This window comes from Trinickia sp. NRRL B-1857, assembly GCF_050470685.1.
Taxonomy (GTDB): Bacteria; Pseudomonadota; Gammaproteobacteria; order Burkholderiales; family Burkholderiaceae; genus Trinickia.
In genome coordinates this window covers 2,563,532-2,577,512 of the sequence record NZ_JBFLUK010000011.1, presented here as the reverse complement: position 1 = coordinate 2,577,512, position 13,981 = coordinate 2,563,532, and the positions used below count along the sequence as shown (strand labels likewise).

Genomic DNA, 13,981 nt, shown 5'->3' with positions numbered 1-13,981 from the left:
GGCGGACTCGCCGATTGGACAACTACGGATATGACTCGACGGCTGGATGACTCCACGACGAATGCCTTGCCCGAGCAATGGCAAGACGATTCGGCGGCGCTGGGGATGCCAGAGCCCGATTTCGCGGTCCGGCGCCTCACGTTGATTGCGCTACTGGCCGCCGCGATCATCCTGCCTGCCGTGTACGCCGCGGTCGTCGTTTACTCGAACTTCCGGGCCCACGTGGCGTCAGCCACCGATGCCACCGTCCGAACGGTGAGGATTGCCGAGGAACATGCGCTCAAGGTGTTCGACTTGAACGAGACGCTCGATGCGCGTGTCGACGATCTCGTGCGCGGGCTCGATAACGACGCCATTCGCGGGCGCGAAGCCGAGATCCACAACAAACTGCAAAGTATCGGCGGCGGATATCCGCAAGTCGCCTCCGTATCGATCTTCGGCCCCGAAGGTCTCCTATTGGCTAACAGCCGATATTATCCGGCGCCGCATGCCTCGATCGCCGCTCGCGACGACTTCGTCGGCATCCGCGGCGGACACATCCTCGAGCATGTTTCGAAGGTCATGATCTGGCACGCGGGCAGCGGCGAAGCGGTCTTCAACACGGGCATCGCACGTCGCGGGGCCAACGGGGCGTTCGCCGGACTCGTTTCCGTGGCACTTCGACGCTCGTACTTCCAATCGTTCTATCGCGACTTGCTGGGCAATGAGCAAGGTGCGATGACGGTGATGCTGACGCGTACCGACGGGGCCGTGCTGGCATCGTATCCGCCGCGCTCCGAGCAGGCCGTGGTTTCGCCGCGGTTCGCCGCCGAATTGGCGGCCGGCGGCCGCTCGGGCGTACTTCGGCTCCCGAGCCCCGCCGGTGCGCAAGCGGCGCACCAAGGGCAGATCGTCGCTTATCGCCAAGTCGGCAGCTACCCCGTGTACGTATCGTGCGCGTATAGCGAGTCGGCGATCTGGTCCGCCTGGTATCGCCGCGCCCTGCTGTTCGCCGCCTCCGTGCTCACGCCGTCGATCGTCCTTTGGTTCGTGCTCGCCTTTTCGCTCAAACGGCTAGCCGCGGAAAAGCAGGCCTGGGAACGGTGGCAAGCCGAGGCTTCGATGCGACGTTCGATCGAATCGGCTTACCGCCAGTCGCGCAAGATGGAGGCACTGGGCAATCTTGTCGGCACGGTCGCACACGACTTCAACAATTTGCTCACGATCATCGCGACGAACGTTCAAATCGCCCGCCGGCGCGGCGTCTCGAGTATCGATCGCGAACTCGGAGCCATCGAGCGTGCGTTGAAAAGCGGTCAATCGCTGACGCGCCAACTGCTCGGCGTCGCGCGTAAGCAGCCGTTGCGAAGCGAAACGATCGATCTGTCGCGATGGATGTCGGCCAGCCGGGAGCTGTTGCGCACGTCGCTCGGCGCCAACGCCGCCCTTGTCATCGATATCGGCCGCGAGGTTTGGCCGATCGAGGTCGATAGCGCGGAGCTCGAACTCGCGCTCATCAACGTCGCGGTCAACGCGCGCGATGCGATGCCCAACGGCGGGCGCTTCACGGTACGCGCGACGAACGTTCGGCTCGAGCCCGAAGGCGGTTTCGCGCTAACCGGGGAATTCGTTCAGATCTCCTTGGAAGATACGGGAGCGGGAATGCCGGCCGACGTGCTCGCCCATGCGTTCGAGCCGCTGTTCACGACCAAACCCAAAGGAATGGGCACCGGTTTGGGGCTGCCCCAGGTTTTTGCGTTTTGCGACCGCTCCGGCGGACTCGCAACCATCGACAGCGCACCGGGCAGCGGCACCACGGTACGCCTTTATTTGCCGCGCGCCCACGACCTGCCCGCGGCGGTCGCGCCGCACCAGCAGCAGCCGGCGGAAGCTTCGCCCTCGGGCGGCCTCCACGTACTGCTAGTGGAGGACAACGACGAAGTCGCGGCCGGAACTGAAGCGCTATTGCGCATGATGGGGCATCGCGTGACCTGCGCATTCAATGCCGATGCTGCGTTGAAGTTGATCGAGGAAGCGCTGGCGCAGCCGACCGATCCGTTCGACGTTCTGATTTCGGACATTCACATGCCGGGCACCGCCAACGGCATCGATCTGGCCGAAGCTGCCCAAGCGCTCGCCGACCCGCTTCCCGTGATCTTGATTACGGGCTATGCGCAGGAACTCGAGCGGGCACGGAATGTCAACGTGCGCGTGCTGTCAAAACCTTTCGATATCGGCTTGTTGGAATCCATGCTTCAGACGATTCGGCGCGAGCGCGAAGACCGCACTCACGCGCACGGCAAGGCGACTTGAGCGGCGCGGCGCGAGTTTTGCGTCCCGTATCGCAACAGGCATCGAGGAGGTCATCATGCAGCATACGGTCATTGCGTTTTTCGATACCTACCCGCAGGCCGAAGCGGCCCGGGACGCGCTCTTCGCGGCGGGGCTCGCGCCGGCGGATGTGACCCTTAAAGCGAAATGCGAGCCGACTTACGCCACCGATGCCACGCCGGCCTACGAGCAGACCACGGCAGCAAACGAGGGGTTGCTGGCCAGCATCGAGCGCTTTTTTGAATCGTTGTTCGAAAGCGAGCCTCGCGAACGGGAACGAGCGCACTACGCCGAAGCGGTTCGCCGCGGGGCTGTGATGGTCTGCGTCGACGCGGCAACGGACGCGCTGGCGCAACTCACGCGGACTACGCTCGAAGCCATGGGCCCGCTCGATGTGGAAGAGCGTGCATCGACGTGGAGCCCGCCCGCCGACGAGGCGACTCGATCGCATTCGCCCCTCGAGGAGCTGGGGCTCAGATCCAGCGTCCCTACACCCCCTGCCGCGCACCGCACCGTTTATACGTACGCGCGGGACAGCGCGACCCCACCTGCGACCTCGGAGGCAGCGGCGGAACGTGCCGCAACGGAGGCGGCTGCCACGGCCGTCGCAGCGGGTTCCGCTCCCGGAATGGGCGCCGTCTTTACGGCGGGACATGTCGCGGCAACTCCGGCTCCAGCGCCGGAAACCGTGCCGCCGCCGCGCCCGAGTATCGTCCCCGACGAATTTCTCCAAGATGAAGAAAGCTATCGCGGCGACGGTCCGGATTCGACGGCGAAGTGAGCGATTACTTCTCGGCGTGATGCCGCTGCACCCACGCTTCGAAGCGTTGCACGAAAGTCGTTAGGAACTTGCGCGTATCTTCATTCGCGATTGCGCCGGAGCCGTCGAAAAACGAATCGGTGTGCTTCAAGAAGATCTCGGGCTGACCGAGCGTGGGCACATCGAGATAAGCGAGAACGTTGCGCAAGTGTTGTTGAGCGAGCGCCGTTCCGCCGGCTCCGATCGAAATCCCGCAGACCGCGGCCGGCTTATCCTTCCACGAGTTCGTCCCCCAGGGCCGCGAAGCCCAATCGAGCGCGTTCTTCAGCACGCCCGGCATCGAGCGGTTGTATTCGGGCGTCACGAAGAGCAGGCCGTCCGCGGCTTCGATCTTCGCTTTCAATTGCTTGGCCACATCGGGGAAGTTCGAGTCGTAGTCTTGGCTATAGAGCGGCAACGTGCCGATGTCGAGAAACGAAAACTCGAACTGATCGCTCGCGAGTTTGGTCAGGGCATGGGCCAGTTGCTTATTGAATGATTCGCGGCGCAAGCTGCCGACGACGACTTCGATTTTGTATGCCATGGTTCTTGCTCCTGTGAGTGAGAACGACGCTCCGAAACGCATATCTTGGGCTCGGCCCTCCATCATAGCGGTCGGTGCTTGCCCTTGCCGGCTCGTTTTTCCGTCATCCCACTAAACCCCCTGTGGGCCGTGGGTTCCCGCCACACTTTCCACAAAGTTTTCCACAGAAACTGTGGATAACTCGTCAATATCCCCGCCCGTTACGAATCGACACATGTGTGTCGATTTTATGACCTCATCCTGTTGGCGCTTTTGACCGGATGCAGGCCGGCACTCGCCCCTACAGCCTTCACCGCTGCTCTTGACGGCGCGCTTATCACCTCGGTTTTCGCCAGGAACATAAAGACGCGCCACGGCATGCATCGCCAACGCCGTTGAAAACGACGGCAAGAGCAATGGCCGCGCCTGCGCAGACGAAGCGACGAAGAGCATGGACAAAGGTGCGTTTAAGGCCGAGGCGAAGGGCATCTGTTCGCAACACGGCGGCTCGCCCGCGCCCGGTCCGTAGCCAAGCGCGCTTTCGACAGGAGACAGCCGCGCAATGGGTGCGGCTGCCGGCCGACAGGCGGCGCGAACGTGAGCGGCCTGAATGACATCGACAGCATTGACCGACGCGGGATTGGGACTGCAAGGATCCCATGCGCGACGTGAGACCTTCGAAGTACGCTGCCAAGCGATCGAGGATGTCGAGGCGGACGCGGTAACCGCGCAGATGAAAGGGGCCGCCGTGCAAGAGCCGTTTGCCCAACCGGGAGCCGACGCCGGTTCGTTGCTGACACAACGACTCGGTCATCGACTCGTTCCGGCTATCGAGAAGCGTTCATAAAGACCGTCTCCCCTTTGCTGTGTCGGCTCGACGCAATCGCAGTCGCACTACAACCGTTATTTTTGCTCGCGGTCGGCTTCTATCTAATCCCGAGTGCTTCTCGTTTGCTGGATTGACGAAATTGCGCAGTTCGAACAATACGCTTTATTTGTTTTCCAACGAATTATTACGATCCGGTTTGCCCCAATCATTGCAGCCGTCATGGGTGCGGGCGGTGAATCGATTTTCCCGATGTCGTTGCTGCTGAGCTGGCAAGGACGGCTCTCGGTCGCGAGCTTGTTCGTCGTCAATCTTGTCGCGGTAGAGTCATATCCGCGCCTAGAAGCAGTGATGATTAAGGACCACGTACCGTAACCGTAGGCGGTGTTGCTCGCCTGTCTGTTCCTCTACGGCGTTGGACGTTGGTCTCTTCGAGCGCTTGTCCAACGAACGCCGATGAACACCGCGCAACAGAAACACGCTTGATGAGAGGCGAGGTGCGCGTTGCGTCTATTCTTAGGCGACCGGGAGTGCTCCGTATTGGTGTCGTCTGCTTCGACCGAAGCCCACGACACCGAAAGCCAACGCTAAACGAGCTTCGTCGAGCGCAATGCACGCGCTCTTCCCGTGAAGTGTTTCTGGCCGAAGCCGGCTCGTTCGCTCACGCGAACAACACTTCGACATTTTCAGGAGGACGCGCGATGACCGCACGGCCATTGCGAACGACGATCGGTCGCTGCAACAGAATCGGATGCGAGGCCAAGGCTTCGTAGAGCTGTTCGTCACCGACAGCCGAATCGGCTAAGCCAAGATCTTTATACGGTGCTTCATTGTCGCGGATCATGTCGCGCACGGAGCCGCCAAGCATCTGGTGAAGTGCCTTCAAGTCCTCCACGGATAGCGGCTCTTTGAGATATTCCACAATCTTCACTTCTTCGCCAGACTGTGTGAGTCGGCTATCGACGAGCTCACATGCGCCGCGCGATTTCGAACAACGGGGGTTGTGGTAGATAGTGATCATAGTCGTAACGCCTTTACGAGAAGAACGCTATTTTAGGCCCGAGGCAAAGCGGAGTGGCGTCCACGCACAGGATATGTCCCGAGGGCTGCCGTGATGGCTTAGCGTTATCGGCATTGGCGGTGGATCGCCTCCTTAAACGACGGAGGTTAGTCTGGCGACCGGACATTTGAATCTGGCTTTGACACACGTCCGGGGGCATGTTTATGCGCATAAAGAGGATGGACGCAGCGCCGATGCAAAGCGTCGCGGCAGCCGTCGTATGACGGCGGTCCGTTGCATCTATCCTCTCAGTTCGACTTTTGCCCGCTGTGAACGGCGTGCGCTGCTGCCGCACGCATCGCAGACGTGAACCGATTGGCAGCACGCCCGCAAGAGGATCGATATGCGAGGGGCAAACAATCGAGCAGCGGCTCGCCTCCCTCTGGAAGCGCCTCAACGGAAAGAATCGTAGCCACGATAGGCGATCGCGTTCTGCCAGCTCCTACGGGATTCGTTCTTTGTCAGCAGCATCCTTCGCAGCGGCTCGCTTGGTCGCGGATCGATCGTGCTGGCACCGATCGGTTTCACACACCGCCGTCATGTCGGTAGCTAGCAACTCAAGCCTCACTTGATGATCAGCGCCGTCGCCCCAAAGGATCATTCGATCCGACAAGCCAATCGCCCCCTCTCTATGCGCTCACCTCCGCGCACCCTTCGCGACCCCTCTTTATGCGCATAAAGCCCTGGCCGAATGGCTAATTCGTGGTGTCATCGCGACGAAATTATTGAAAATAAAAATATACAAGGTAAAATTCTGCGATCTGTTAAGGAGCGAAAAATTGGCAGCAGAAATCGTCGCGGTAACTCAACAGAAGGGCGGGGTAGGTAAAAGCACGATCGCCATGCATCTCGGCGCGGCTTTTCATGAAAAAGGCAAGCGCGTCCTGGTCGTCGACGCCGATGGTCAAAATACGCTGGTGCATTGGGCCAGCGCGTCCGCCGATGGCGATACGGGCATTCCTTTCCCGGTTGTGAACCTCTCGGAAGCGGGTGGGCAAATCCATCGCGAGATCAAGAAGTTCATCGGCGACTACGATGTCATCGTCGTCGACTGCCCGCCCTCCATCACCGAAAAGGTGTCGGGCGTCGTGCTTCTGGCCGCTTCGATCGCTGTCATTCCCACTTCGTCATCCCCGGCGGACTACTGGTCGAGTGTCGGCTTGGTAAAGCTCGTCCAGCAAGCACAGGTGATGAACGAAGACCTCCGTGCCGTCTTTTTGCTGAATAAGACCGAAGAGAAGCGAATGCTCACGCGCGAATTGAAGCGCGCGCTGGAAGACCTCGGCTTCCCGCTACTTAAGACCCAAATTCCCACGCGCGAAGCCTACAAGCAGGCGATGGCGCTTGGGCAGACCGTATTGCAAATGAATGACCGCGGCGCGAAGCTGGCCGCCGCGGAGATCCGCGCTTGCGCGGAGGAACTCGCGTCCATGCTCCCCTGACTTTATGCGCATAAAGGACCCAGAATGAAACCCTCCCAATTCGCCAAAGGCTTCCAAGCGCGCCCCGACACAACGAGCAGCGAGAAGCGCACAGCCCTCGACCGACTTAATGCGATCGATGACCTCGTAAAGAACGACGGTGCACCTTCGACGAAGACCACGACGAAGCGAGCCGAAGCGCCGCTTCGCGCAGTGCCTACCGCCGCAGAGCCCATCAATACGAATGAATCGGTCGAATATCGCGCTTGGCGCGCAACGAACGGCTATCAGCCCGGCCAGGTTATCGAACTCGAACTGAAGGCGATTAAACCGAGCCCGTTCAACCCTCGCCATTTTTATCTGAAAACATCGATTGCCGAATTGGCGGTCAATCTGGCGAAGCAAGGGCAGCAGCAGGCGATTCACGTCATTCCCGACTATGCCAACGCTGGAATGTACTTCGTCAGCGACGGTGGTCGACGCGTCCGCGCTCTAAAAGAGGCGAACAAGGAAACCGTCAAAGCCGTCGTCGTCGATCTCCCGATCGGCATTGAGAGCTACAAGCTCGGCTACGATCTCAACGTTCAGCGCGATTCACAAACGGTTTTCGACAACGCCGTTGTCTGGCGCAGATTCTTGGACGAGCAACACTTCCAGAGCCAAAAGGAGCTCGCGGAGCACCTTGGACTCGACGAATCGACGGTCGCCGTCGCGCTCTCGCTCGCGAAGCTGCCCGAGACGGTGATGCAGGAGATGGTCGCGCGTCCGGATCGGTTCGGCTCCAACATGGCTTACCAGGTGGGCCGCTATTATTCGGCGCGTGGCGTCGACTCGACGTTGCGCTTGATCAATCGCATCGTGTCGGACGACCTCAGCACGCGCCAAGTCGCCGATATCGTAAAAGGCAGAGCGAATCCCGAGGAAAACGTCAAACCGGCCACGCGCCAGCGCTACGCCCAACGGATGGAAATCAAACTCGATGGTATGGCGGTCGGCGATCTGAAATCGTACGGCGACGACCGGCTCGAGCTTCGGTTGCGAGGGCTCTCCCGTGACAAGCGGGATGAGATCCTGCGGCAAATCGAACAGATGCTGCAATCGAGTTAAGCCTGACGCAACGCATCCGCCGCGCGATAGCGCGGCGGCGTAGCGGCAAAGCGGCTCTCCGCCAAAAACAAAGAGCGCGATGCGCGAATAACCAAGTGGGTTGAGTCCAGCAGAACGAACGAGCCCGCCGCACGGTGCTCGACCGCCCCGGAAACAAAAGGCACGCTATTAGAAATCGATTGCTCGGCGATCGCCTTGCAAGCGCTCGGGCCTGACTTACGCCGCCCGCGAGTGGCTCAAAGTAAAGGCCAACAAATCGCCGTCGGTCGGATCGCCCCAAGTCTTGCGCGCGAGCCAATCGAAAAACGCCGTTTCACCGAGCTTCGAACCCAAGCCACGGCGACGCCAATCCTCACGCAGGTGGGACCCCAGTTGCGGAAGCATGTCCTCTTCGAACGATTGCCGCGCCACTTCCTGTTCCGACTCACCTTGCTCTTCGTAGAGCACGCGCGCCTCTTTACGGCGGTAAGCCGCATATTCGTCCAGCAGCCGCGCTTTCAACTCATCGGCTGGAACCGCAGCCGAAATCGCCTTGCCGGCGCTGCCGGCAGGCTGATCGATGAGGTCGACCGGCGGTGCATAGCCCTTCTTCAGCGCGTCCTTGAAGAGCGCCGGCGCGCTACGAACGGGCGGTAGCGACGTGCTGCGCATACGCTGTTCCGTCATCTGGAGCGCAGCTCGAATTCGATTCTCTTCGCTGTCGGCGTAGAGCGTCTGCGCTTCCTTCAGCGGGATGCCGATCTTCACCATGCGGTCGATCAGCGTACTGTCGAAAACGTTCGGATGCTCGTCGAGCGCGAGCATCGGCTGTTTGCGCTCCGTCACGCGGAACTGGATTTCGGCGACGCGCCTGCCTTCGCGGTGCTCGATCAGCTCCACGAAAATATTCGTCACCGCATTCACTTCGGCGATGGCCGGACGCAGATAATCGCGCTTGAAATATTTGTACTCGCGCTTGGCTTCGTCGCCAGCTTCGGTATCCGGCGTGCCCGAGAGAATTGGACGCCACCAACCCCACGACTCGCGCATCGTTAGATGGCTCGGATTGGTCAGGTAGCGTACGCAGATCTCGTATAGCGCCAGGCCGGCGCTGCTTCGCAATTGACTCTGGAATTGCAAGCTCAGCCGTGCGTATTGCACCGGATCGAGCAGCTTCTTCTTGATCTTCGGTGCGAAGGAGAACTCCACCCAGACGCGGCGGGTAGCGGGATCTTCTAGGATTTCCGCATCGGCGATCAGCGTCGAGATCCCCCACTTGCGGCCGGGCTTTTGGCTCGACGTACCCTGGCTCCATTCCACCTGAACGGAAACCATCCGCCGCAAATGCTCCTTCACGAGCGCGGTATCGTTCGAATCGAAAGCGGAGTTAGCGACGATGTCGGACAGGAGCGCACGATAAGTGTCGCCCGATTCGTCCGCCTGTTGGGCGACAGCCAGCAGCACGTTGAACAGCTTTCGCGTGAGCAGCGTGATCTTGCCGCTTTTTGGCTGAATGGCGATCGCTTCGACGGCCTTTCGCAATTCGGCGGAGCTTGGACTTACCACATCGGTTTTCTTCGCGCGCTTCGTTGCCATGCGTCGGTCGGGAAAGAAAATTTCCGACAGGATACAGAGTGCGGTGATAGGCGTCTACAACGACGCTCTCACCCTTCGCGGTGAAATCCGTCAGAATGCAGCACCTCACCTCGATCAGCTCCCGCAAAGGCTCACCAAACCGGAAGTTGAGGCTTGAAGCGCTCCTTTACCGCGCATAGTGTTCGTCGCCGGACGTCGACGATTACCGGCGCACAAGCGTGCTCAACGCGTCCCGTATCGGCTCACCATAAAAATGTCGCTATTTAGCGACGAGAATTCGACCGTGATATCGCGTCAAGTCCCGGACCTCGCGTCGACCTCAGTCGCCCTACGATCGAAGTGTCCAATACGGGTAGCGCAGATCCCAATCGACCTTCCGACACAACGCTTTTCCGGTTCCGAATTTCAATCAGCCCCAGGGTAAGGGAACCGGCGCCTTTCTGCCCCCCGCTCGAGCCCGTAAGGCCGTCCTTCCTCAACCAGACGACGCGAAACGGTCTCGCGCCAGATCGAGCGCGCTCCATTTGCTACAACACCCGGCTTCGGAATATCGACATCCACCGGCACGAAAGCGACGCAATCCCGTATCGGCTCACCTTTGAGAAGCTGGAGAGCCACGAATACCGCGGGCTCCGCCGATTACAGATTTTTGGGCACCGCATTCTGCTCCCGAAAACCTTCACCTGAACGCCATAGTTCACGCGGCCGGAGATGATCGAGCCGCCGAGATCATCGCTCCCGCAAATGCTCACCTCATCGAAGCGTTCCGAACATTTCTCAAATAGATCCAGTACTTAGCGCTGTCGCTCCCGGCCTGCTCTCGCCGGTACTCAGTCCCGTATCCCCTCACCTTATGAGCAATCTCGGCAACGAATTTGAGTTCCAGCACTCGCGGCCTTGCCCCCGAAAACGCTCACCTTTGCAGCAAACAGGCTCTTGAACGAGGGCTCACCAATGCGGAGGAGCCTAGCTTTTAGCGGAAGTGGAGACTAACTTCGCAAGCGCGCTTCGAATTCGGCATCGAATCGGGTCCTGGAAACGCTCACCTAATGACGGATGAAGCTATGTTGGTGCTAGCGGCCGACAGCAGCGTGACTTAGATCCTGAAAAGCCTCACCTTATCGATCGAAATGACGTCGGCGAGGCATCGCCGGGCGCACAGGCCTCGACTTTTCTCGCTTTCAGCTCCCGAGAAGGCTCACCTATAGGCTTTTCCGGCAGAATTTCCATGCGCTTTTCCCGAAAAGCCTCACCCTGGGTTCGCTTTTTCTCCCGCAACGCCTCACCAAAGCAGATTTGGGCCCCCGTTCGACCCCAAAAACAGCCGTTTGAACACCTCCTGCAAGTGCTCACCGTTGGTAAACCAGGTGCTGAAGTGCCCCTCCGCGCCCACGCGGGCTTCACCGCCCATTGCTCCCGAAATCACTCACCTTTGCACACTTCATGCTTTCGCCCGGGTCCTGAATCCCCTCACATCCTTTCCCGATACTTCTCACGGGTATTCCCGAACCCCTTCACGCGCGGATCCCGTCAAAGCTCACTTCATCTCCCGCAAAGCTTCACCCAATCGGGCTGAAACCCTTACCCAGCAAGGATGAGGCGTGGCGTTAACGTTTTTAACTAAGGTTCAAGGGTGTTTACTTAACTACTCTCAACCTCAACCCCCGAGCGTCTCGCAAAATGCGAGGTACAAAACCAGCTCCACCTCGTGAAACAACGCTCGGTTGAGCAGAAAAGCGTATAAGTCTCTGTAAAACAAAAACTTAGCTTGCATTCCTCGCTTTGTTTCACGAAATTCCGAGGAGGCATGACAGCCGGTAGTCGCTTTGGCTGTCATCTATGGGAAGTTCTGACACGGCCTCAGCCTCGAGGATCAAAATGTATCATTCAATACGTAATCCGTTATTATTGACACATTCTGACGACTGACCAGACGGACATGACCCTTGACGAGCAGCGTGAAGCCATTAGAAGAGAACTCGAATCGTTACGCCAGAGCGGTGTGCATCGTCGCGAGCTTTCGTTGCATGCCTGCAAGCGGCTATTTTTCGATCTCGGCATTCGGCCGTCGGCGGCCGCCGTCCGCGAACTGACGCAGACCGGCAGCGCGAGCGATATCCCTAAAGACATCGACCATTTCTGGGAGCGGATTCGAGACGCCTCGCGCGTTAAGATCGGCGCCGGCGCTATTCCGCAAGGCTTGGAGGAAAAAGCCGGCGAACTATTGGGCGCGCTCTTCGAACATGCCCTCGCAGAAGCAAAACTAACGCTCGAGGGCGAACGCCAGCAGCTTTTCGATGCACTGGAGCAGACGAAAAGTACCGTTCGCGAAGCAGAAATCCGTCAGGACGTCGCCAACGAGGCCCTGCGGCGCAGTGAGGCTCGCGCGCAGGAAGCGCTTGAACGCGTTCGGTTGCTCGAATCGCAAATCAGCTTGTCCGCGGCCAAACGCACAAGTAGCGAAGATACATTGCAGGCGACGGTCGTTCGTTTAGAAACCGAACGTGCGCGCCTAGAGCAACAAGTCGATACGGAGCGGACGACCAATGCTTCCTTGCGTGAGCGCATCGACGCCCTGCATCAGGAATTGCGTCAAAGTACCGAGCATTACGCCGCTCAAATCAAGGATGCGATCTCGGAGGCGGAGCGTCGCGTCAAGCCTATGCTCGTCGAACTCGATTCGTTACGTACGATGGCCGCGACCTATCAGGCCGGCATACGCGACGCAAGCCGCAAAGAATTCGATTTCATTCAACAGCTTAGCGCAGCAAAAGGAAGAGGCGACCGACTCGAGGCCCAGGTTCGCGAGCAGTCCGACGAGATCGATGCTTTGACGCGCGAACTTGCGGCGTCACAGGAACGCGGAACGTTTTCGCCCGAACTGGCCGGGCTCTTACGCGGTTGGGCCGAAACGGGGAGACTTCTCGACGCCGATTTCGCGGCGCTCGGCACGACGGCCGACGCACTCGCGCACATTCCCGCCCATTGTCCGAAGTGCGCCGAAGGCGAACCGGAACTTGCGAAAGCCGACGATGGCTTCGAACTGCTATGTCCGGAATGCGATCATTCGTCGGGTATCAAACGATCGCGACTCGAAGCGGTGACGCGATTCTTGGATACGGCACGCACCGATGAGTCCGATCTAAGTGCTTGATTTACCGTCGATCAGGCTTTTGACGGCCAAAAGGTGAGAAGTTTCGGGACCCGAGAGGTGAGCCCTTTCAGGGTCCCGGCAGCCGGCGTTACGCGCCCCAAGGCCGTCTCACCGTGTCTTTGCGATGCGCTTTGTCGTGCGACTGCGCGAGTTGTGCGTCCTCGTACGCCGCTACGGCGAACGCGAACGCCATAGGCAGCGCGTTCGATTTACCGAACGTCGCCGGATCGTCGGTTTCGGGGTAGGTCATGTCTTCCGGGCGCTTGAATAGATCCAGCACCTCGGCTTCATGCCGACTCGCGAAACCGAGATCCGCTAAGGCTTCCGCTTCGATCGCGTGCAGCAGCCGCCACGTCAGCGGTACGCCTTGCACGACGTAGCGTCCCGCAATATGACGGACGATGTGTTCGAGGTCGCGCGCCGCGGCCTGAAAGCGCAGCGCGGCAAGATCTTTTTCTTTCATGGCCGCTCTCTGGATATCGAGATACTGTGGAAATATACAGTATTCGAGCGGGGCGGCCAAACCTCATTGCCTGTTCAGGGTCTAGCCATGGATGACCACGAGCAGCGCTTTCGCGTCAGCCTTGCCGGCATTGCGGATTGCATGAGGGACGTCGGCTTGGTAGCGCGCCGTGTCGGCTAATTTGAGCCGCTTCGACTCCCCAGCGGCTTCGATTTCGATCGAACCGGCCAGCACCGTGAGATGCTCGCGCGTACCGGGCTCGTGTGCGTTCGATACGAGTGCGCCGCCCGGCTGCAACGTCAGCTCGTACCATTCGAATTTGCCCGCGAGCTCGATGGGGCCCCAGACCCGCAATTGATATTTCGCTTCGTGCCCGTCGAGCGTGGGGATCTCATGGGGGCCGGAAACGGCAATGGTTTCCGGCGCGCGCTGGGCCGCGAAAAGCTGATCGAGGCTGACACCCAGGGCATTCGTGAGCCGCCAGGCAACGGCGATCGTCGGATTGGCTTTGTCCCGCTCGATTTCGGAGAGCATCGATTTCGAGACGCCGGCGGCCCGCGACAAGTCGTCGAGCGTCAACTTCCGCTCCATACGGAGCCGCTGAATTTGCTCGCCGACGCGTGGCGGGGCCGAAGCCGCGACGGAGGGCGCTTGGGCCGGCGATGATGCGGCGCGCCGATTGGCGGAACTTGCCATTTCGTTTTCGATCGCTTAAAGTCGTTCGCTATATCGAACTTGTGTTC

General features: G+C 59.7%; 11 protein-coding genes and 2 pseudogenes. 8 read left to right on the top strand and 5 right to left on the bottom strand.

Annotation, left to right across the window (positions count from 1 at the left end):
• Positions 1-30: 30 nt before the first annotated feature.
• Positions 31-2,292 (top strand): ATP-binding protein, encoded by a 2,262-nt coding sequence (locus tag AB1286_RS31845; protein WP_430367165.1) that lies wholly within the window; start codon positions 31-33, stop codon positions 2,290-2,292.
• Positions 2,293-2,347: 55 nt separating this feature from the next.
• Positions 2,348-3,091, top strand: coding sequence for a hypothetical protein (locus AB1286_RS31840; protein WP_430367164.1), 744 nt, complete (start codon positions 2,348-2,350; stop codon positions 3,089-3,091).
• A 4-nt stretch (positions 3,092-3,095) separates the two neighbouring features.
• Here the strand turns inward: AB1286_RS31840 and AB1286_RS31835 are convergent, their stop codons facing one another.
• Positions 3,096-3,653, bottom strand: a complete 558-nt coding sequence (locus AB1286_RS31835) for an NADPH-dependent FMN reductase (protein ID WP_430367163.1) — start codon at positions 3,651-3,653, stop codon at positions 3,096-3,098.
• Positions 3,654-4,242: 589 nt separating this feature from the next.
• Here AB1286_RS31835 and AB1286_RS31830 point away from each other — a divergent pair.
• Together AB1286_RS31830 and AB1286_RS31825 are read left to right on the top strand one after the other, a co-directional pair.
• The gene (locus tag AB1286_RS31830; protein ID WP_430367162.1) at positions 4,243-4,479 is read left to right on the top strand and encodes a hypothetical protein; all 237 of its coding nucleotides are present in this window, start codon (positions 4,243-4,245) and stop codon (positions 4,477-4,479) included.
• A gap of 93 nt (positions 4,480-4,572) precedes the next feature.
• Positions 4,573-4,833, top strand: coding sequence for a hypothetical protein (locus tag AB1286_RS31825; protein WP_430367161.1), 261 nt, complete (start codon positions 4,573-4,575; stop codon positions 4,831-4,833).
• A gap of 286 nt (positions 4,834-5,119) precedes the next feature.
• On the opposite strand, the gene arsC is transcribed toward AB1286_RS31825, so the two are convergent.
• Complete coding sequence (gene arsC, locus AB1286_RS31820; protein ID WP_430367160.1) at positions 5,120-5,479, bottom strand: arsenate reductase (glutaredoxin); 360 nt, start codon at positions 5,477-5,479, stop codon at positions 5,120-5,122.
• Between the two features lie 818 nt (positions 5,480-6,297).
• Here arsC and parA point away from each other — a divergent pair.
• The 3 genes and pseudogenes from parA to AB1286_RS31805 all read left to right on the top strand — a co-directional run.
• Complete coding sequence (parA, locus tag AB1286_RS31815) at positions 6,298-6,960, top strand: ParA family partition ATPase (RefSeq protein ID WP_430367159.1); 663 nt, start codon at positions 6,298-6,300, stop codon at positions 6,958-6,960.
• 24 nt (positions 6,961-6,984) lie between these two features.
• A pseudogene (locus AB1286_RS31810) lies at positions 6,985-7,096 on the top strand (ParB/RepB/Spo0J family partition protein); the annotation flags it as partial.
• Between the two features lie 89 nt (positions 7,097-7,185).
• Positions 7,186-8,046, top strand: a pseudogene (locus AB1286_RS31805) (ParB/RepB/Spo0J family partition protein); the annotation flags it as partial.
• A 216-nt stretch (positions 8,047-8,262) separates the two neighbouring features.
• Here the strand turns inward: AB1286_RS31805 and AB1286_RS31800 are convergent.
• On the bottom strand, positions 8,263-9,621 hold the full coding sequence (locus AB1286_RS31800; RefSeq protein WP_430367158.1) for a replication initiation protein: 1,359 nt from the start codon (positions 9,619-9,621) through the stop codon (positions 8,263-8,265).
• Between the two features lie 1,939 nt (positions 9,622-11,560).
• Here AB1286_RS31800 and AB1286_RS31795 point away from each other — a divergent pair.
• A complete protein-coding gene (locus AB1286_RS31795) occupies positions 11,561-12,775 on the top strand; it encodes a DNA-binding protein (RefSeq protein WP_430367157.1) in 1,215 nt (404 codons plus the stop codon).
• Positions 12,776-12,863: 88 nt separating this feature from the next.
• Here AB1286_RS31795 and AB1286_RS31790 read toward each other — a convergent pair whose 3' ends face one another.
• Together AB1286_RS31790 and AB1286_RS31785 are read right to left on the bottom strand one after the other, a co-directional pair.
• Positions 12,864-13,238: a DUF2471 family protein gene (locus AB1286_RS31790; protein ID WP_430367156.1), complete on the bottom strand. Its 375-nt coding sequence runs from the start codon at positions 13,236-13,238 to the stop codon at positions 12,864-12,866.
• A gap of 81 nt (positions 13,239-13,319) precedes the next feature.
• Positions 13,320-13,934, bottom strand: coding sequence for a helix-turn-helix domain-containing protein (locus tag AB1286_RS31785; RefSeq protein WP_430367155.1), 615 nt, complete (start codon positions 13,932-13,934; stop codon positions 13,320-13,322).
• Positions 13,935-13,981 lie beyond the last annotated feature (47 nt).